General features: G+C 43.5%; 20 protein-coding genes. 12 read left to right on the top strand and 8 right to left on the bottom strand.

Translation table 11 applies throughout. The annotated features are described in order from the left end of the window. Window positions 1–193 precede the first annotated feature (193 nt). From V513_RS00305 to V513_RS00270, 8 genes are all read left to right on the top strand, one after another. The gene (locus V513_RS00305) at window positions 194–1018 is read left to right on the top strand and encodes a PstS family phosphate ABC transporter substrate-binding protein (RefSeq protein ID WP_014731434.1); all 825 of its coding nucleotides are present in this window, start codon (window positions 194–196) and stop codon (window positions 1016–1018) included. A gap of 15 nt (window positions 1019–1033) precedes the next feature. Next, window positions 1034–1912: a phosphate ABC transporter permease subunit PstC gene (gene pstC / locus V513_RS00300; protein WP_099771204.1), complete on the top strand. Its 879-nt coding sequence runs from the start codon at window positions 1034–1036 to the stop codon at window positions 1910–1912. Continuing rightward, window positions 1906–2742, top strand: a complete 837-nt coding sequence (gene pstA, locus V513_RS00295) for a phosphate ABC transporter permease PstA (RefSeq protein WP_099771203.1) — start codon at window positions 1906–1908, stop codon at window positions 2740–2742. The genes pstC and pstA overlap by 7 nt, the downstream gene beginning before the upstream one ends. Before the next feature lies 1 nt (window position 2743). After that, a complete protein-coding gene (gene pstB, locus V513_RS00290) occupies window positions 2744–3496 on the top strand; it encodes a phosphate ABC transporter ATP-binding protein PstB (protein ID WP_099771202.1) in 753 nt (250 codons plus the stop codon). Between the two features lie 15 nt (window positions 3497–3511). Beyond that, the gene (phoU, locus tag V513_RS00285; protein ID WP_099771201.1) at window positions 3512–4189 is read left to right on the top strand and encodes a phosphate signaling complex protein PhoU; all 678 of its coding nucleotides are present in this window, start codon (window positions 3512–3514) and stop codon (window positions 4187–4189) included. Continuing rightward, the gene (locus V513_RS00280; protein WP_099771200.1) at window positions 4186–4860 is read left to right on the top strand and encodes a response regulator transcription factor; all 675 of its coding nucleotides are present in this window, start codon (window positions 4186–4188) and stop codon (window positions 4858–4860) included. The genes phoU and V513_RS00280 overlap by 4 nt, the downstream gene beginning before the upstream one ends. Then, window positions 4857–5834 carry a sensor histidine kinase gene (locus V513_RS00275; protein ID WP_099771199.1) on the top strand — a complete coding sequence of 326 codons (978 nt, stop codon included), beginning with the start codon at window positions 4857–4859 and terminating at the stop codon, window positions 5832–5834. Before V513_RS00280 ends, V513_RS00275 begins: the two co-directional genes overlap by 4 nt. A gap of 182 nt (window positions 5835–6016) precedes the next feature. Next, window positions 6017–7201 (top strand): MEDS domain-containing protein, encoded by a 1185-nt coding sequence (locus V513_RS00270; protein ID WP_099771198.1) that lies wholly within the window; start codon window positions 6017–6019, stop codon window positions 7199–7201. 130 nt (window positions 7202–7331) lie between these two features. On the opposite strand, the gene V513_RS00265 is transcribed toward V513_RS00270, so the two are convergent. The 7 genes from V513_RS00265 to V513_RS00235 form a co-directional block, all read right to left on the bottom strand. Continuing rightward, on the bottom strand, window positions 7332–8153 hold the full coding sequence (locus tag V513_RS00265; protein ID WP_099771197.1) for a MurR/RpiR family transcriptional regulator: 822 nt from the start codon (window positions 8151–8153) through the stop codon (window positions 7332–7334). Continuing rightward, the gene (locus tag V513_RS00260; protein ID WP_099771196.1) at window positions 8132–9331 is read right to left on the bottom strand and encodes a glycosyltransferase family 2 protein; all 1200 of its coding nucleotides are present in this window, start codon (window positions 9329–9331) and stop codon (window positions 8132–8134) included. Before V513_RS00260 ends, V513_RS00265 begins: the two co-directional genes overlap by 22 nt. Window positions 9332–9342: 11 nt before the next feature. Continuing rightward, entirely contained in the window at window positions 9343–10638 is a 1296-nt protein-coding gene (locus V513_RS00255) for a carbohydrate ABC transporter permease (protein ID WP_099771195.1), read from the bottom strand. Continuing rightward, the gene (locus V513_RS00250) at window positions 10632–11507 is read right to left on the bottom strand and encodes a carbohydrate ABC transporter permease (RefSeq protein ID WP_099771194.1); all 876 of its coding nucleotides are present in this window, start codon (window positions 11505–11507) and stop codon (window positions 10632–10634) included. Before V513_RS00250 ends, V513_RS00255 begins: the two co-directional genes overlap by 7 nt. A 56-nt stretch (window positions 11508–11563) precedes the next feature. Next, window positions 11564–12865, bottom strand: coding sequence for an ABC transporter substrate-binding protein (locus tag V513_RS00245; protein ID WP_236609145.1), 1302 nt, complete (start codon window positions 12863–12865; stop codon window positions 11564–11566). A gap of 276 nt (window positions 12866–13141) precedes the next feature. Next, entirely contained in the window at window positions 13142–13783 is a 642-nt protein-coding gene (locus V513_RS00240; RefSeq protein WP_014731426.1) for a peroxiredoxin, read from the bottom strand. Between the two features lie 116 nt (window positions 13784–13899). Further along, complete coding sequence (locus V513_RS00235) at window positions 13900–14223, bottom strand: hypothetical protein (protein ID WP_006488061.1); 324 nt, start codon at window positions 14221–14223, stop codon at window positions 13900–13902. A 424-nt stretch (window positions 14224–14647) separates the two neighbouring features. Between V513_RS00235 and V513_RS00230 the strand changes: the two genes are divergently transcribed. From V513_RS00230 to V513_RS00215, 4 genes are read left to right on the top strand one after another with little or no spacing between them, the layout of a single operon-like run. Continuing rightward, complete coding sequence (locus V513_RS00230) at window positions 14648–15469, top strand: aldo/keto reductase (RefSeq protein WP_099771193.1); 822 nt, start codon at window positions 14648–14650, stop codon at window positions 15467–15469. 10 nt (window positions 15470–15479) lie between these two features. Further along, window positions 15480–16133 carry a cobalamin B12-binding domain-containing protein gene (locus V513_RS00225; RefSeq protein ID WP_099771192.1) on the top strand — a complete coding sequence of 218 codons (654 nt, stop codon included), beginning with the start codon at window positions 15480–15482 and terminating at the stop codon, window positions 16131–16133. Beyond that, window positions 16130–17296: an ABC transporter permease gene (locus V513_RS00220; protein ID WP_099771191.1), complete on the top strand. Its 1167-nt coding sequence runs from the start codon at window positions 16130–16132 to the stop codon at window positions 17294–17296. The genes V513_RS00225 and V513_RS00220 overlap by 4 nt, the downstream gene beginning before the upstream one ends. Then, on the top strand, window positions 17289–17975 hold the full coding sequence (locus tag V513_RS00215; protein WP_099771190.1) for an ABC transporter ATP-binding protein: 687 nt from the start codon (window positions 17289–17291) through the stop codon (window positions 17973–17975). The genes V513_RS00220 and V513_RS00215 overlap by 8 nt, the downstream gene beginning before the upstream one ends. A gap of 43 nt (window positions 17976–18018) precedes the next feature. Here V513_RS00215 and V513_RS00210 read toward each other — a convergent pair whose 3' ends face one another. Continuing rightward, entirely contained in the window at window positions 18019–18603 is a 585-nt protein-coding gene (locus V513_RS00210) for a DUF2179 domain-containing protein (protein ID WP_099771189.1), read from the bottom strand. Between the last annotated feature and the right edge of the window lie 231 nt (window positions 18604–18834).

Below are 18834 nucleotides of genomic sequence, written 5' to 3'. Positions count from 1 at the left end.
CTCTCAATAAGGATCTTATGTGCTCATCATTCACTGAATACTTCAGCATTTTCATGCCGGCCTTCACCAGTCGTCTGTAATCTTCTTCTGATCAGAATGTCAAGAAGCTGAACTTTTAGCAAACTCAAATAATCCCCCAATAACACCCTACATGTATAAACTAATCGTGGAAATAAATTCAGGAGGTGTGTGTATGAAGAATTTTGGTGTACTTATCGTAATCCTGTTACTGGCTGGCACTATGTTAGGTTCTACACTTGTCATTAAAGGCTCCAACACTGTCTATCCAGTTGCGCAGCTCTGGGCAGAAGGTTTCAAGGCAATGAACCCTGATGTTGAGATATCTATCGAAGGCGCCGGGTCTTCGACGGGTATCAAGGCCTTATTCAACGGACAGACCGACATTGCAAATTCCAGTAGATGGATCAAGGCCTCGGAAATTGAACAGATGAACAGTGATGGAAAGTACTTCATACCATATGTTGTCGCCTATGACGGGATAGCGATTATCGTAAACAAGTCCCTCGGGATTAGCAACATAACCATTCAACAGCTTTTTGATATCTACTCGGGAAAGATAACTTCGTGGAATCAGATTGACTCTTCTCTGCCAAAGGCTAGAATTGTTCCTCTGTCAAGAGACAATGCATCTGGAACATTCGAGTACTTCGTCGAACACGTAATGAAGGGTGAGAAATTCGCTCCTCAGGTTCAACAGCTGGCATCAACAAGAGCCGAAGTTGAGCAGGTTATGCAGAATCAGTATGCTATCGGCTACATTGGAATGGGATACATCACGGAAGAGGTAAAGGCCCTGACAGTTGAAGGCGTTGAACCAACTGTAGCAAACGTGAATGCAGGATCATACCCGATATCGAGACCATTGTTCATGTTCGTCGATGCAACCAATGGACTCCCTACAGGAGTTATTGGTGAATTCCTGAGATATGCACTATCACCGGAAGGGCAGGCAGCTGTTCTAAGTGTGGGTTATGTAAACGCTTACGGAACGAAATAGATTGGATGAGGCGAGTTGAGAAGAAGGAGACTTGAACTTTCGTCGAGAGTACTGGTAACGACTGCAGCTTTGATTACATCAGCAATTCTTTTCGGAATATTCTTCTTTCTCATATCAGATGGGGTAAGAGTTTTCGGAAAGATATCATTCGAGGAGTTCTTTTTCAGCGCTCGCTGGTACCCAACTTACGAGGATGCCGAATATGGCATCCTCGCTCTGTTATCGGGCACTCTGGCTGTAACAGGGTTGACCTTAGCAATATCTATCCCGTTGGGATTTGTTTCGGCCATATTTCTTGCCGAGTTCAGCCACAGGAAGGCGCACGACTTTCTAAAACTCATATTTGAACTCATGGCAGGAATTCCATCTGTGGTACTTGGAAGTTTCGGGCTCAAGTATGTCTCAAGGTGGTTAATGGAGCTCTTCCCGATGAAAGTGTGGACGGGACTGAATATTTTCAACGCTTCTCTCATGCTCTCTATACTTGCTATGCCATATTTCGTAACTCTTATCGAAGATGCATTGAAAGCTGTTCCTGTAGATCAAAAAGAGGCCTCATTAGCACTGGGAGCCAACACAACTTCAACAGTATTCCGCATTATTGTTCCACAAGCTAGAAGCGGGATCCTAAATGCGATCATACTTGGAGCAAATAGAATAATAGGAGAAACAATGGTTGTTCTGATGGTCGCAGGCGGCGCTTCCATGATTCCCCAGTCGATCTTTGATCCAGTTAGACCTCTAACCGCAGCAATCGCCGGCGAAATGGGAGAAGTTGAACTTGGAAGCACTCATTATTACGCTCTCTTCATGATTGGGGTTGTTCTTTTAGGGATTTCCCTGATCTTCACAGTTATAGCAATGCGTCTTAAGAGGGGAATGAGAAGATGCTGATCGACCGAATAACCAAATTGATTTTCGGAATTATATCGTACACACTGGTTGCAGTTATACTAGCTATAATTGGTTTCCTTGTTGTAAATGGACTTGATGACATTAGCCTGGAATTTCTGGTCTCCTTCCCGAAAAATTCGATGACGGAAGGAGGAATTTGGCCTTCAATACTGGGAACGTTTTATTTTCTATCGATAGCACTGCTCTTTTCGGTGCCGGTTGGTATTTTATCAGCCGTCTATTTGAGTGAGTACAGCAAAGAGAATCGTTTTCAGCGTCTAGTTTTAACTGCTAACAACATTCTTGCAGGAATTCCTTCGGTTGTTTTTGGAATGTTTGGCCTGTCGCTTTTTTCGATCACTTTTGGATTCGGAACCTCAATCATCTCGGGGGGTCTTACTTTAGGAATAATGTCACTTCCTTACATCATTTCAAATACCCATGAAAGCCTGGCTGCAGTTCCGAAATCTTACAGAGAAGCATCGATGGCACTTGGTGCGAATAAGGCTGAGACAACTTTCAGAATCGTTGTTCCAGCCTCCTTCTCGAGGATACTAACAGGAGTTATGATAGCTGTAGGAAGAATAATTGGGGAGACGGCTCCTTTGCTGTTTACAGGGGCCGCATTTTATATTACTAGAAACCCTTCAGGTCTCTTTGAGCCGGCTATGTCATTGCCGACACACATTTTCGTGCTTTCGGCAATCTATCCCGAGAATGTGACTCCAAAGCTTGAGGGAAGTATTTCCGTTCTGCTGATAATCGTCATAACTTTGTTCGTCAGCGTCGCAATCAGAAGGAGAATAGAATCGAAGAAACTGGAGGAGTGAAATGGACGAACCAATTTTCAAAATAGAAAAGCTCAACGTGTATTATGGTGATAAACATGCACTTAAGGACGTGACCTGTGAAATCCCAAAAAAGAAGGTAACAGCGGTTGTGGGCCCTTCCGGTTGCGGAAAATCTACCTTTCTTAGAGTTCTAAACCGCATGAATGATCTGATACCTTCCTACAGACATACGGGATCGGTAAAACTTCTCGGCAACGAGATTCTCGATATGGACCCGGTCATTCTAAGAAAACACGTGGGAATGGTCTTTCAGAAGCCAAACCCATTTCCAAAAACGATCCAGGAAAACGTCACTTATGGGCCGAGAATTCACGGAATCAAGGACCGCAAGACACTTAGGGAGATAACCGAAAAGTCACTAAAGCAGGCAGCCCTATGGGATGAGGTCAAAGATGAGCTGAAGAAAAACGCAACAAATCTATCGGGAGGTCAACAGCAAAGACTTTGCATAGCGAGGGCTCTGTCCGTTGAACCGGATGTTCTGCTTCTCGATGAGCCTACAAGTGCTCTTGATCCAATTGCTACACAGAGAATAGAAACTCTTATAGAAGAGCTCTCGGAAAAGTATACTATTATTATAGTAACCCATAACCTTCAGCAGGCACTGAGGATCTCGGATTATGTGATGTTCTTCTACGTGGGTGATCTCGTTGAGTTTGACACTACCGAGAAGATAACCTCTAACCCTAGAGATCAAAGAACAAGCGAGTACCTGAGAGGAATCTTCAGTTAACGGGAGTTGGTTGAGATGACACCAGAAAGGCAGAGGCATCTGGAAGCAGGCTTTAACAGATTGAAATCTATGTTGTCAGATATGATGGAGAACGTGAGATCGAGTCTTTTGAAAGCGATAGACTCTCTTGATCGATTAGATGGCGACCTCGCAAGAGTAGTCATTGAAAATGATGAAGTGATTGATAAGCTTCAGAGAGAAATGGATACAGAAATATGCAACTATATCGGACGATTTCAACCCCTTGCCGAGGATTTAAGGTATGTTCTTACAATGATGAAGCTGGCAACTGATCTAGAAAGAATCGGCGACCTCGCCGTAAACATTGCTGAAGTCGCAGTCAGGTATGAGAATCAGACTCTCGTCAAACCACTTATACATATTAAGAAAATGACAGCAGTTGTCGAAAAGATGTTGGAAGAGATAATAGGTGCCTACTACAACAAGGATACGGAGACTGCAAAAAGAGTATGGAACGAGGACAATAGCGTAGATGAATATTACCTGTACATAAAGAGGGAAGTGAGAGAGAAATTGATTAGCATGACCGACCCAAATGCAATCGGACAGCTCCTTGATTTGATGCTAGTGTCAAGATTTCTCGAAAGAGCCGGCGATCATGCGACTAACATTGCAGAAGAGATCTATTACATAGAAAAGGGCGAGAGCCTCAAGGAGGAAATGCGACGTTGAAAATATTGATTGTTGATGACGATCTCGATATCCTGAATATTGTCAGAACTGCATGTGAGAATGAATCGATGCAGACTTCAACTGCCGCAAATGCAGAAGAGTTATGGTCATCCCTGCGTTCAGAAAAGCCCGACGTGATATTACTTGATATCATGCTACCTGACGCAAATGGTCTCGATCTCGTGAAGAAGATTCGAACAATGTATTCGAGAATTCCGATAATATTTTTGACCGCAAGAAAGTCCGACCTTGACATGATTCTTGGGCTTGAACTTGGCGCAGATGATTACGTTACAAAACCCTTCAATCCAAGGGCTCTTGTGGCAAGAATCAAGGCTGTCATGAGAAGAACAGAGATATCCGGTACTTTGGAAGATAAACTTACGATAGGTGACGCCGTAGTTAACCTCAAATCGTACACAGTAACTAAAAATGGAAAGTCAGAAGAGCTGACAAGAAGAGAATTCGAATTGTTGAAACTGCTCGCGGAAAACCCCGGGAGAGTTTTCACTCGCGAAGAGCTACTGGACAAGGTTTGGGGAATGGATTTCTTCGGCGATTTCAGAACCGTTGACGTCCACATAAGCAAACTCAGAGAAAAGGTTGGAGAGGGATTCATTAAGACAGTTCGGGGAGTCGGTTACAAATTCGTCATTGGAGAGCAGAGATGAACGAATCTCTGCTCGATGAACTTAACGAAGCAATCATAATGGTAGATGAAGGTCTGGTCGTAACAAGGGCCAACCTATCGGCTAGAAAGATGCTTGGAGATGTGGAAGGATTAGCCTTACCTGACGCTCTCCACGTTCAGGGCATTTCAAAGATAGTAGATAATCTCATTTCGGGTACTAATTACACCATCGACACGATCTTCGTTAAGGATGACACGACTCACTATCTCAAAATAAGGGTTTCTGCACCATATATAATAGCGAGAAACATAACGAGTGAAAAACTCTTTGAAAGCGCTAAGATGGACTTTGTCAATTCGATTGTCCACGAGTTTTCTACACCGTTGGCTGTTATAAACGGTTATGTACAGCTTCTAATAGAAAAGAAAATGGAGTTACCTGCAGATGTTTCCGAGACTATCGAAAGGATAGCGAGATCGACTGGACGGCTTTCGAGATTGGTTGAAGAACTTGGAATACTGTCTAATCTCGAGCTACAGAACTACAGAGTCAAGATTGAAACCGTCAATTTGAAGGAACTAATTGATGAGTCCGTAAGTGACCTCGAAAGCAAATGGAAAAGAAAGAAATTGAAGATAACCACAACAGTCTCCCCTAACACATATGCCGCCGTAGATTCGCTTCTTCTCTTCAGAGTGATATCGAACCTGATTTCGAATGCGGTTAAGTACTCAAGTGTTGGCGACACAGTTGAAATCGTCTCTGGGGAAGTCGAATCCAGAATATACATCTCCGTGAAAGACAACGGAATAGGTATTAAAAGTGAAGAACTACCGAGAATCTTCGAAAGATTCTACAGAGGAAGCAATGCAAGAACTTCGGGATCTTCTGGATTGGGGCTGGGACTGTCTCTCGTTAAGCACGCTCTCAACCTTATAAACGGATCTATAGAGGTACGATCGAGGTACATGATGGGAACGACCGTGACGATCAGTTTTCCCAAGAACATGTAGAGACATCTTCTGAATTTACTTCCAGATAAAGCCAGTAATAAGACTCTGACTCTTTTTGGTCGCCACCATTTAACTAACAGTGCATATTCGTTTATGGCAAAGTGTGAAATCACTTATGCTATAATTTTTTTGATATGACCTCCTAAAGAAAGTTCGTCATATATTAATGGAGTTGTTGTTTAATGAAATCAGATACTCATAGTATCTGTCTTTATGGTTCGGCTCACGATCTAAGAAAAGCAATAAACACCTTCCTTAAAGAAGGTCTTTCCAAAAATTACAAACTTCTTTATTTTGGACCAGAAAGGGATGTCATTCCTTCTAAAGAGACAACTGACGGGCTCCCCTATAACCTGGATGATCTTCTTGGTTCGAACACACTGGAGATAATCGATTCCGAAAAGTCATATGTGAAGAACGGCGTCTTCGATCCCGTAAGACAGATTAGTTTTCTGCAAGAAGCCGCACTAAGGGCTATAAAGGAAGGCTATAATGGCCTCGGTGTGGCCGGGGAAGGTACTGCGATCCTGGAATCTGGGACGAAAATGGAAGAGCTTCTAGAGTACGAGGCATCTGTGAACGATCTCGTTGAAGAGTCTCCAGTAACGGCATATTGCCTTTATGACTCTTCAAGAATTGCCCGAAGCAGTGCTCTGGAAATCTCCAGACTCCATCCGTACACTCTCAGAGAAAGTGGGTTTATCGTAAATGAAGATTATTATCGTGTACCCAGAAGAACTCTGGAATATGATACCGCAAGTCGGCTCGACATTTGCAGGGGTACCGCAAACTCCCTTTTACAGATGTTCAGAATGAAGAGCATATATGTAGAAGAACATGAGGAAAACGTTTCGAAGCTTGCGTCAGCAATCGCTAAGGAAATGGCATTGGACTCTTTTACCATGGCCTGTCTTGAAATGGCCGGAAAGATACACGACTTAGGAATGAACTCGATGTTTTTGGACATGCTCACTAGACCCGGGCCACTGCATGCTCTTGAGGCCAGACTTCTTAGAAGACATCCCATTACGGGATTCGAGATAAGTAGAGGAGTTCCATTTCCCGATAAAGTCTCGTACGCAGTCTTTCAGCATCATGAGAGAATTGACGGTTCCGGTTATCCGAACGGCCTAAAGGATTCGGAAATTAGCCTTGAGGGTAGCATACTTGCCGTTTCTGAAGTAGTCGCGGCAATGAGTTTTTACAGGCCATACAGAAAGCCGTATGGACAGGAGTACTCACTGGATCAGATAGATAAAAACAAAGGTTCACTTTACAGAACAGAAGTTGTCGAAGCCTGCCTCACTGCTTTCGAAAATGGTTTTTCCTTTGAAAGCAGCTTGAAAACTTCTGCTTCCCAGCCCTAATGCCAAAGCAGCTATTCGGTAATTCTCTTGTCAAAGTGGACGTTTTTGCTACAGACATTGAGAAAACCTTTGGCTGTGTTCAACGGTTGAACTAGAAACCTACCGGAGAGAGTGTATTTAGACCTTCAGACTAAAGATATCTTTTCTTATCAAGTGTTCTATCGACCTTTTCAAGAGTCTGCATCGTTCCGTTTCTGAGTTTTATGGACTTCTCCAGAAGAAGTTGTATTACCGTAAGCTGGCAGACTCTGGGTTGAAGAGGTGGTATCCCGGTTTCATGACCTCCTTGAGCTACGTAGATGGTCTCGGTGGAAACACTCACTATTCTCGATCCTATCCCACCCGTAACTGCTACAGTGTACGCCCCGGAGTCTGAAGCCACTTCAATGGACTTCACAGTGTCCCTAATATTTCCGCTGGCGGAGATGCCGAAAACCATATCTCCCCTGTTAAGCGAGACGGCAGTCATTATCTGCAAATGGGGGTCTGTGTAGAACGCGGTCGAAAAACCGGCTCTCATGAAGAGGGTTGCCCCAAATTCGGCAACTATTCCGCTTGAGGCCACTCCAAAGAAAATCAGTCTATTCGCTCTAACGATTTTACCTGCAATTCTGTCTAATTGAACATCATCAATAAGTTGGTTCTGCTGATTAAGTGCCTCAATGAGATCGGAAATCAGCTTATTCTTGTCGGCTGAAATTGGCGGTGATTCTCGCGAGAGTTCTCTGGCTAGCTGTATTTTGAGGGCCTGGTATCCATTGAAGTTCAGCTTTTTTGACAGCCTGAAAATTGTGGTCTCGCTTGTTCCCGCAAGTACTGAGAGTTCGCTTATTGAATGATGGATAACATCATCTGGAAAATCGATAATGTATCTGGCTGCCTTCTTCTCTGCAGGGTTTAAACCCTTTATCATCGCCTTCAGTTTTTCAGTTATTCTGAACTCTTCTCCCATATAGATATCAACTCATCCTTCGTTTCTACAAACTTCTTCAGAAGTTTATCGATTTCTTCTTCGGCACCTTCCTGGGTCATCTTTTCTGTTCTTGAGACAAAGCTGGCAACCCTTCCAAAATAAAGCGGAACTAGAAGCTCTATGAGTCTGTCTCTAAGAGCTAACTTTCTATAGCCTGAAGCTATTCTGTAAATAATTCTAACCCAAAGATCATCATCGATCATCGCGTCTGATTTTCCAAGAAGTAAGAGATTTCGAGCAATCTTCGCACCAAGAATGTCTTTAATGAAATCTTCCTGACTGTGTATGCCTTCGTAGCACTTGGAAATCATGTTTTCGAGATCGACCTCCAGCGGCTCCGGTATACCTGTCACAACGTCACCATAGATAGGTGAATCGGAATAGTCACCCACTGTTTTCCAATTATCCTCATATTTCTGCATCAGGGAAAACAGGGTGCCTACAACTTCTTTGAACATGTTCCCCAATTGCTTTCCAGGATCTTTGACATCATGAATCTTCGTGCCGAGAGCGGCTTGGTAAATGCTTCCTTTGACTTCATTGACAGCGGAGGTCGTCATCCATATATCTATTCCAAATCTCGAAATGTCCGATCTCCACGTATTCTCGGGTACCGTCGTGTAGTATTCGAGGAGCTCCCTTCCAACTCCGAAATCTCCCCCGATGGGTTGCCTGATCTTTTTTCCATAAAGAGCTGTGTTGAGGGGATAACATATGCTGTTCGTTATTGTCCCATCGTACTTGTGTCTTATATAGTAAGGGGTGACATAGGCTGCCCCTTCCTCCAGAATCGGACTTGCAAGCCTTTCTATCCAGAATGGCTCCACACTTCTGAGATCGGAATCAAGAAATAGGACTGCTTGCGCTCCATATGATTTTGATTTCTCCATTATTGATCTCATTGCGCTACCTTTTCCCGAAATTCCCTCATATATGAAGGACAGCAAATCTACCCCATTACTTGAAGCCGAATAAAACATCTCCTTTGTCCTGTCGGTTGAGCCCCCGTCAGCATTGACAATGCAACCTCTCATAGATGGGAAATACTGCTTTAAGCCTATGGCCGCCGTCTCGACAACATATTTAATCGTAGTCTCGTTGTTGAAACTAGGTATTCCCACCACTATATCGTATGAATCATGACTCAGTCCGGGCATATAGACACCTCCTATTCTTTCACGCCTCCAGCAGTGAATCCGCTGGTCAGGTATTTCTGCATGAGACTGAAGATGATAATTATTGGAACTGCGGAAACCACAGAAGCCGCCATCAACCTACCCCAAACAGCATGGGCGGAACCTGAGAACGCGTTCAACCCAATTGGAAGGGTGAAGAGATCTTTGTATGACTTCAAACCAAGGAAGGCCGATGCGAATAGGTATTCATTCCAACCAATCATAAATGCGTAGATATATACAGTCACTATCGCTGGAAGAGAAAGAGGAATTACGATCTTAAAGATCGCCTGAATTCTTGAGCAACCATCAATGATAGCGGCTTCTTCTATCGAAAACGGTATCGTTCTGAAATAGTTGCCCAGCATGTACAAAGAAACCGGCAATGTTTGAATAACATAAACCATGATCAAGTAGATTCCCGTTCCCAATGGCGTTGCAAGGATCCCGAGCTTCACCGCCATTTGATAAAGCGGAACCATTATTACCGTCCCTCCAAAGAGATAAACGAATAGAACGGATCGCTGAACAGAACTTCTCCCCTTGAATCTAAGCCTCGAAAAGGCGTAGGCACCGAAAATGGCAACAATGAGGCTTATTAAAGCTGAAATTCCTGCGAAGACTAATGAGTTTCTAAGATATCTCAGGAAGGGGAATTCACTTGCTCTCTCCTCGATTATCTTTTCTTTCTGAGCTTCATAGGATTTGAGCTGGGCCTTTGCACTCTCTAGACCAGCCAGGAGAGACTCCTCGGTTAGAGCGCTGTCCACTTCTTCCCTAAGATCGATAAACTTCTTTACATCGTTGGCACTGAAAATCGATTTCATATTCTCCTCAACGATTTCCGTCTCTTCGGTACCTGGAGTTATCGCGCGTTCGATAAATTCCTCTCTGTTTTGAACTTCTATTCCAGTGAAATCAATTACAAGATCTACAATATCCCTAAGTTCTTTCTCTTTTGCCTCCAACTGGATCTCGTGAACATATCGAGTGTACGATTCCAGTGAGGCCGTCCTTTCTTCCAGCTCTTCGATTCTTTTCAGTACCGGCTCAAGATTTGCCCTAATAATTTCATCTCCGAAAAACTCTGTCTCGCTACTCTGAATCAAACCGAATATCTCGAGGTAATTTCTTACCGTGAAGTTCGAAAATGTAAGCTTGTTTGGATCATAATCGGCTTTTAATGATACATGAATCATGAAATAAAACGGAATTAGAATAAAAAAGCACAAAAGAAGGATCGCAAAAATAAACATTCCTCTCTTGAAGGGTGATTTTCTCTTTACCATTTCAACACCTTCTTGACGTACACGGTTATCAAGAAAAGCATTATTACCATCAGAATCGTTGCTATCGCAGCGGCTACTCCGTACTCCGGCGAAGTAGTGCCTATTACCCTTTCATAGATGAAGATTGGTAGTGTTCCCGCCCTCTTGCTTATCAGATAGACTTCATCGAATTTGTAGAAATTCCAGATCCCTCTCATTAGTGCTACCGCTCCCATCACAAAGTAGAGCTCTGGAAGTGTTATATTAGTGAACTGCTTCCAAGACGTTGCCCCATCAATTTCAGCAGCTTCATAGTAATCGTCAGGTATCGACTGAAGCCTTGATAGGAGCATCAAATAGACAAAAGGAAAGTTTCGCCAAATATTGAAGACAGAGGCCACCAGGAACGCGTTGTTCGAATTGTTCAGAAGATCGAGTTGAGGGGAAACCCACCCAAGAGTTTGACCGAACAGCTGCATAAATGGCCCATAGCTGGGATCGAAGATATACTTCCAGGAGAAGACAATTGAAATGAGCGGTGTTATGTATGGAAGCAGCACAATCGTCCTAACAATAGCTCTCCCCTTGAACTCCTTGTTGAGCATTAATGCTACAACGAGTCCCAGGAGAATGCTTCCAACAACAGTCATAAGGGTAAAACCTACAGTAATGAAGAATGACTTCCAGAAGGCGCTGTCTTTGAAGACGCGAACATAATTTTCCAGTCCTACAAATGTGGAGCTGGTTATTCCATAATCGAAGAACGAGATATAGATATTGTAGCCGACTGGATAGAGTATAAGTATCATCAACAGTATTACAGTTGGTGAAACCAGTTTCCAACCCAGACTGTTTTCTTTCTTCAACATGGAAGAGGCTGCTCTCTGCATGAGATCTCCCTCCAAAAAATGAAGGCCCCGGCTCCGGGGCCTCCACTGCTAGTTGACTATCTTCCTATAAGCTTTCTAATATCCTCTCTCCAGAAAGTGAGAACTTGATCTGGAGTTGCGTCGTTATCGAACATCATGACAATTCCATTTCCTATTGTGAAAGCTCCGGATATCTTGCCCATTTCTGGGAAGACCCTTCCTTCAACGTAACCGAACTTCTCAATGTTCTCCATTCCATAGATGATTGCCTTGATCTTGTCAGCACCGTACCTCCTGTAAATCCCTTTTGGATCGTTCAGGAATTCTTCGCTTTCGGCGATAGAGGAGCGTGTTGGAAGCATACCACCTGGAGCCATGTGGATGTACTTAATGTAGTTGTCCGGTTCAAAGACAAAATCCAGGAATTTGAGAACGTCAAGCTTATTTTCGGACGACTTCACTACGGCAAGCGACAAAACCTGTCCAAAAGATGAAGATCTGCTGTGAGTCATCATTGGAGCAAACTCAGTGTTCTCAACCAGTTCAGGATCAAAATCGCTGATGTATTGAGTCTGAATCTCAGCAAGGGCAAGGTCATCCATAACATAAGTAGAGTAGAACATCATCGGTGTTTTACCTGCAAGGAAGAGCTCTCTTGCTTGCTGCCAGTAGGTATGCCCGGGGGCCGAGTACTCTCCAAGATCTTTATAGTATTGGAGTACTTCCTTCATCTCCGGAGAATTTACGATCACGTTTCCTTCCTTATCAAATATCCTGGCTCCATTTGACAAAGCGAAAATCGTGAACACCTGTTCTGCATAAGCATCGTTTGCCTTTCCCAGAACGATCCCGTACATTCCGTTCTGAGGATCATGGAAATACTTCGCAGCTTCCATGATCGCTTCCCATGTGGTCGGCTCGGCCAATCCGGCTTTTTCAAACCAATCTTTTCTGTACCAGATACCCTGAACCCATCCATGGTATGGGACCGCAAAGTATTCGTCCCCGGTTGGCGTAATAACGAATCTCGTGGCGCCGTTGTAGAAATCCCCTCCATTCTTAATGAATCTCGTTGGAATTGCAGTGTCAAGCAAACCATCCGCGCCAAGACCCAGAATGGTTTCCGCGCCAGCTTCAATCAGATCCGGAAGCGTTTCGGCAGCGGAAGCGGCCGCCAGCCGTGAAAACATCTCATTCTCTTCGATCGCGACTACGTCGACTTCGATTCCCGTTTCAATCGTGAACGACTCGATTATCTGTGCAATTACCTGCTGTCTTGATTCCTCCTCTTGAGTATGCCAGTAGACAAGTTTTGCAGTCACTGTCACTGAAAGCATCAATACGAGGAATACCACAAAGAAAATTTTTTTCACTGTCATCACCTCCGAAGGAAATTTTTTTCATCTATATAATACCAAACTTTACATCTTTGAAAAAGAACAATCAAGATCAACCACGTGCGATCAGGCTCATTCTAGATTGTCTATAGTTAATTACGCGCAGAAAACATCGAATACCTAGAGACAATTATTCTGCCCGTCTTTCAAAAGATTAGTGGTTTAAGCTCGGGATTCTATGTTTGAGGCGGCAAGCAAAAAAAGAAGAGGTCGGTTGTCCCGACCTCTATCCGTTAAATTTATTTCATGATCGCTGTGTCAAAGGCTCTTGTGGCAGAACCACCAGTCGTAGCAACCTTCCTTGCCCTTTCTCTCTGCTGCAGTCTTGACGTCTGCTGCAGGGGGAATAATTACGTGATCGCCGATGATTTCGTTGTTTGGCCAATCGGCAGGAATCGCGACTCCGTTCTTGTCGGCAACCTGGAAGCCCTTGACCATTCTAAGTATTTCGTCCATGTTTCTTCCAAGCTCCTGCGGATAATAGAGTATTGCCCTTATTTTTCCCTTCGGATCAACAATGAATACGGCCCTGACCGTGTTTGTACCCTTCGCAGGATGGATCAAACCGAGAGTCATACCAACTTCGCCCATTTCATCGGCGATTATTGGGAACTCAATCTTCACTCCCAGAGTTTCTTCTATCCATTCGGCCCACTTTATGTGAGAGAAGACTTGATCGACGCTGAGACCTATAAGTTCACAGTTGAGCTCTCTGAACTTCTGGTATCTCTTCTGAAATCCCACAAACTCAGTTGTACAAACCGGTGTAAAATCGCCCGGATGGCTGAACAAAACAAACCACTTGCCCTTATATTCTTCTGGAAGGCTGAGTACACCATGAGTTGTCTTCACTTTCATTTCAGGGAAATCTTCACCGATCAAAGGAATTCTTTTCTCCATAAAACACCTCCTTATTTAGAACCATTCTAATTATCAACATTATGATTATAGTGGAGCGTTTTTATCCTGTCAACCGTACGAAAAAAAAGAGGGCCTGCGGCCCTCTTTTTATGGCTTCAACAGAGTAGATAGGGTGTTTCTTCTCCATCTAGATAGATGTATGAACTAACTACTCTGTAATCTGGAAAACTCGTTTCCAGCGCTCTTGAGATCAATGATAGGTACTCGTTGATCCTTGGCACTACTTCTTCGAAAGAGCACGAACCTTTGAGAGCCATAATCTGAACTTCAATCGTGTCTTCCGTCTCGGCTCTCATATTAAGCGTGTCACCTTGGGCTCCCAGAAGCAACTTTTTTGAGAGCGTCTCAAGTATCATTTTCAAAGCCTCCGTGGATCTACTTTCAGAAACAGCATACGTCAAATCACACACAATATACATGGCGCTCCCTCCTTCGTTTGGTGTCTTTGATTTTGTTCATAACTAACATAGGAAGGTACCAGATGTAGATCCTGATTTCTGGAAAAGCCGTTTTTGAAAGACCATTTGTAACTGCAACTGCAAAGTGATCAGCCCGTTCAAACAATTATACCTCAAGGACTGTCAACCTTAATTAGATCCGATATAGCATATTCTCGAGAATCACTGGTTGACATACAGAGAATGAAATGTAAATCTAACTCAAAGGGAGGTGTTCTTAATCTCCTTCATCTTGACTTCGAGTAGATTGTTTTGATGCATTAATAACATTCTCATGAGAAGATTTAATTATGATGAATTACGTGCTCATGGAAGTTTGCAATGTTTTACTAACTACTTTCTTTCGAATCATTAATGTAAAATGTAAAGAACAGGAGTGAATAAGATGATTTACAGAACTTTGGGAAAGAATATGGGAGAAATTCCAGCCATAGGGCTTGGTACTTGGGAAATAGGTGGAAGAGATCTTCCCGATCTATCTAGAGACAAAGAGCACATCGATACAATATCCAGAGCAATTGAGATGGGTTATACGCACATAGACACGGCGGAATACTATGGTGGAGGCCATACCGAAGAAATAATAGGAGAGGCTATTTCGGTCTTCAGCAGAGAAGAGCTGTTCATTACTTCTAAGGTTTGGCCCACTCATCTGCGGAAGGAAGAACTTCACAGAGCTCTAGAAGGAACTCTGCAAAGACTCAGGACGGACTATCTTGATCTCTACCTTATACATTGGCCAAATCCCGATGTTCCTCTCGAAGAGACCCTGAACGCTATGAGCGAAGAAGTAGTGAATGGAAGAGTAAAGTTTATTGGCGTTTCTAACTTTGACACACCTTTACTGAAGAAGGCACTTGCCGTTTCGAAACAACCAATAGTAGACAATCAAGTTCTCTTCAATATTGACGATAGACAGCCAATGGAAGAGCTTCTTCCTTACTGTCAGAGTCATGAAATAACTCTGACTGCCTATTCGCCGCTTAAAAGAAACTCTTTGAAACCCTCGACCGAGAAGCTGCTAAAGGATTTCGCCGTGAAGTACTCCGCAACTGTACAGCAAATAATGCTTGCTTGGTTGTTGGGCAAAGAAGGAGTTGTGGTAATTCCGAAGGCATCGAAGCTAGATCACCTGCGCCTAAATCTCGAAGCGGGGAGTATAGTCCTGGATGACGATGATACGAGGAGACTAGATTCTCTGGAATAAGGAGGTTACCTTGAACGAAATCAGAAGTAGTTTCATAGAGGCTCTAGATTCTCAGGACAAAAAGAGAGCCGTAGAAATCTGCATCGACGCCCTGGATTCTGGTAGCATTGAAGTGGTAGATCTATATCTGGAAATTCTCGGCCCTGCTCTCGGAAACTGGGAGTGCGACTATGAAAGTGACAGGATGTGCATCTGGAACGAACATATAAGAAGCTCAATCGTCAGGACCGTAATGGAATGTTGCTATCCCTACATCATAGGGAAAAGAGGCGGCAAAAGATCTGCCGAGAAAGAGGTTACCGTTGCAGTTCTCTGCCCACCGGAAGAGTATCATGAAATAGGTGCCAGGATGATCTCAGACATCTTCACGATTGCAGGATATGACTCGACGTTTGTAGGTGCAAATACCCCTCTCGACACCTTCCTCGAAGCGATGAAAGAGCTTAATCCATCCTATATTGCTATTAGTGTTTCTAATTACTACAACCTCATAAATACACGTAGGATGATTACCAAAATAAGGGAACACGGTGGAAAATCAAGAATAGTGGTTGGCGGAAAGGCCTTCGAGAAGAACCCCAATTACTGGAAGGAAGTGGGAGCCGATATCTTCCTGAAAGATCCGAGAGAAATCTTCTCATTCGGGGAGGGTGATAAGAAGTGAAACTGGCATTTTCAATCGCAATGCGTTTCCTATCATCCAGCAAGGTACAGACTCTTCTCATAGTTCTAGGGATTGCAATAGGGGTATCCGTCCAGGTATTTATCGGCTCGCTCATTCAGGGACTGCAAAAGGACCTGGTCGACACCACAATCGGAAGTTCTTCACAAGTTACCATTACTTCATCGGAAGAAGACAATAGAGTAGCAGACTGGGAGAGTATAATTTCGGAGATCGATTCTCTAGATCTTCCAACGGAACTAACCGCTCTTTCGGCGAGCGCGGATCTTCCAGTATTTATTGACAGCGGCAACAGAACCTTATCGGTTCTTCTTCGGGGTCTTCAGTTTCCCGAATCAAATGCAATATATAAGATCGATACACGTCTACTAGATGGTAAAATCCCGGAGAATTATAGAGAGATCTTGATCGGCAAGGGTTTAAAAGATGATCTGGAAGTGAAAATCGGTGAAAAAATAACGATATTCACTCCAGATAGAACGGTCGAAACCCTCGAAGTCGTCGGCATTTTTGATCTGGGAGTTGCAAGTCTCAACAGGAACTGGCTGATCTCAACGATCGATACTGCTCAATCCGTAGGGAATCTGGGCGATGCAGTCACTTCGATCGAAATGCAGGTGAGCGAGGTTTTCAGAGCCGATGAAAACGCTTCACTAATTTCGGAAGCTCTTCGGAATCCTAGTCTACAAGTCACAGACTGGAAGTCCCAGAATGAGGACCTCCTTTCCGGGCTGAACGGACAGAGTATTTCAAGTATAATGATTCAAGTCTTCGTAATCATTGCCGTTTCGCTTGGAATAGCAAGTGTCCTGGCAATAACTGTAGTCCAGAAATCGAGACAGATAGGAATACTAAAAGCAATGGGTTTGAGAGATTCTACAACAAGCTTCGTCTTCCTATTTCAGGGGCTCGCACTGGGAGTTGTGGGTGCTGTTGTTGGAATAGCCTTTGGCTTATTGCTTATAATAATGTTTTCTACCTTTGCCGTTGGACCAGACGGAGAACCAATATTAAGCATCTCTCTTAACTACGGATTTGTAATGCTTTCTGCGATCATAGCCATAAGTGCTTCGACCATTGCAGCCATGGTTCCTGCAAGAAGATCCTCCAAACTCAGTCCGGTTGAGGTGATAAGAAATGGCTGATATTATAAAGCTTGAAGAGATAAAGAAAGAATACGGAACCGTTGTCAAAACCGAAGTGCTGCATGGAATAAATCTTGCGATCGAAGAATCTTCTTTCATCTCGATAGTCGGCCAATCTGGAAGCGGAAAGTCTACACTGATGAATATTATTGGAACTCTTGATAAGCCATCTAGCGGAGAAGTAACGATTTCCGGCAGGAAGACAAACAAAATGAATAAGAATGAACTCGCAAAAGTAAGAAACGAAACAATAGGATTTATATTCCAGTTTCATTACCTCCTTCCGGAATTCACTGCTTTTGAGAACGTAATTCTCCCGTACAGAATAAAGGGTCTCAAACCAACGAAAGAAGTAGTAGAAAGAGCGAAAGACCTTATGGATATTGTTGAAATCAGCATGGTCAGAGACAATCTTGCGCCAAATATGTCCGGAGGTCAACAGCAGAGAACGGCAATCGCGAGGGCACTCATAAATAATCCGAAAATCATCCTCGCGGACGAGCCGACAGGTAATCTCGATTCAGATACTTCGTCAAAGGTCTTCAATCTCATGCGCAGCCTTAACAAGAAATACGGAACAACCTTCGTGATCATCACTCATGACAGAAGGATCGCAGAAGAAACTGACAGAATAATCGAAATAAAAGACGGTAACATCGTTAACGACATAACGAGATGAGGGCCGAACCCTTATCTCTTTCTCGTAATAATCCATACAGAGGTCACTTCGATTTTCTTAAAGGCGATTCTCTTCTTATTCGCAATGTATCTCTTGGCAAGAAGACTCCTTCCCTAACCTTCCGGATATCTTCAACAGACATAAACGCCTTTGGTACGCATTCTTGAGCTATTCTTTCAAACTCTGAGACTTCCTTCCTGTTTATTATACTGTAGATTATGTAAGCCTTTCCGCGAGAGCCTTGCGCATCTATCTTTGTCACCCCAAATCCCGCCAGGCAGAGTTTATTGATCAGTTCAGTCGGTTCAACTGATGTGATTAACCTTATAGAGACAGTACCCATTGCCAGTCTCTCATCTATTAAGATCCCTATGTAGCTACCGGCAGCGAAACCGCCTGCATAAGCAAGAATGTAAAGTACGTTGTCAACACTCTGGATAACCTTGCTGGCAACGAGCAACCAAACAATAACTTCAAAGAAACCGATCAGGCTGGCAATTTCCTTCTTCCCTCTAGAAACCATTATGATTCTCGTTGTCCCTAGAGAGACATCAACGATTCTTGCGAAGAAGATTATGAGGGGCATTATCACCCATTTAAAGAGATCTCCACTGAGAAATTCTTCCATTAGTAACCCTCCTACCGCATTTCATAATAATTATCTGCCCGTCCGTGCCGATTATAAGATATTAGTCGAGATGTGGGGTGATTGAGAGATTGCCAAAGTTACGGTTAACCTCCATTAACTTTCATTATTACACGTAAGTCAGGAAATTAAATCCCGCTAACTGGCTTTTCCTTGCTCGAATTTGCTTTTGCGTACTAATGATCCTGTTTCTTAAATCCTCACATGAGGGAG

Origin of the sequence: Mesotoga sp. H07.pep.5.3 (assembly GCF_002752615.1) — a bacterium.
Taxonomy (GTDB): Bacteria; Thermotogota; Thermotogae; order Petrotogales; family Kosmotogaceae; genus Mesotoga; species Mesotoga prima.
This window is presented reverse-complemented; position numbering and strand designations above follow the sequence as displayed.

Coding starts and splice junctions, on each gene's coding strand:
- V513_RS00305 (WP_014731434.1), top strand. CDS start 194: ATGAAGAATTTTGGTGTACTTATCGTAATCCTGTTACTGGCTGGCACT.
- pstA (WP_099771203.1), top strand. CDS start 1,906: ATGCTGATCGACCGAATAACCAAATTGATTTTCGGAATTATATCGTAC.
- pstB (WP_099771202.1), top strand. CDS start 2,744: ATGGACGAACCAATTTTCAAAATAGAAAAGCTCAACGTGTATTATGGT.
- phoU (WP_099771201.1), top strand. CDS start 3,512: ATGACACCAGAAAGGCAGAGGCATCTGGAAGCAGGCTTTAACAGATTG.
- V513_RS00275 (WP_099771199.1), top strand. CDS start 4,857: ATGAACGAATCTCTGCTCGATGAACTTAACGAAGCAATCATAATGGTA.
- V513_RS00270 (WP_099771198.1), top strand. CDS start 6,017: ATGAAATCAGATACTCATAGTATCTGTCTTTATGGTTCGGCTCACGAT.
- V513_RS00265 (WP_099771197.1), bottom strand. CDS start 8,153: ATGGGAGAAGAGTTCAGAATAACTGAAAAACTGAAGGCGATGATAAAG.
- V513_RS00260 (WP_099771196.1), bottom strand. CDS start 9,331: ATGCCCGGACTGAGTCATGATTCATACGATATAGTGGTGGGAATACCT.
- V513_RS00255 (WP_099771195.1), bottom strand. CDS start 10,638: ATGGTAAAGAGAAAATCACCCTTCAAGAGAGGAATGTTTATTTTTGCG.
- V513_RS00250 (WP_099771194.1), bottom strand. CDS start 11,507: ATGCAGAGAGCAGCCTCTTCCATGTTGAAGAAAGAAAACAGTCTGGGT.
- V513_RS00245 (WP_236609145.1), bottom strand. CDS start 12,865: ATGACAGTGAAAAAAATTTTCTTTGTGGTATTCCTCGTATTGATGCTT.
- V513_RS00240 (WP_014731426.1), bottom strand. CDS start 13,783: ATGGAGAAAAGAATTCCTTTGATCGGTGAAGATTTCCCTGAAATGAAA.
- V513_RS00235 (WP_006488061.1), bottom strand. CDS start 14,223: ATGTATATTGTGTGTGATTTGACGTATGCTGTTTCTGAAAGTAGATCC.
- V513_RS00230 (WP_099771193.1), top strand. CDS start 14,648: ATGATTTACAGAACTTTGGGAAAGAATATGGGAGAAATTCCAGCCATA.
- V513_RS00215 (WP_099771190.1), top strand. CDS start 17,289: ATGGCTGATATTATAAAGCTTGAAGAGATAAAGAAAGAATACGGAACC.
- V513_RS00210 (WP_099771189.1), bottom strand. CDS start 18,603: ATGGAAGAATTTCTCAGTGGAGATCTCTTTAAATGGGTGATAATGCCC.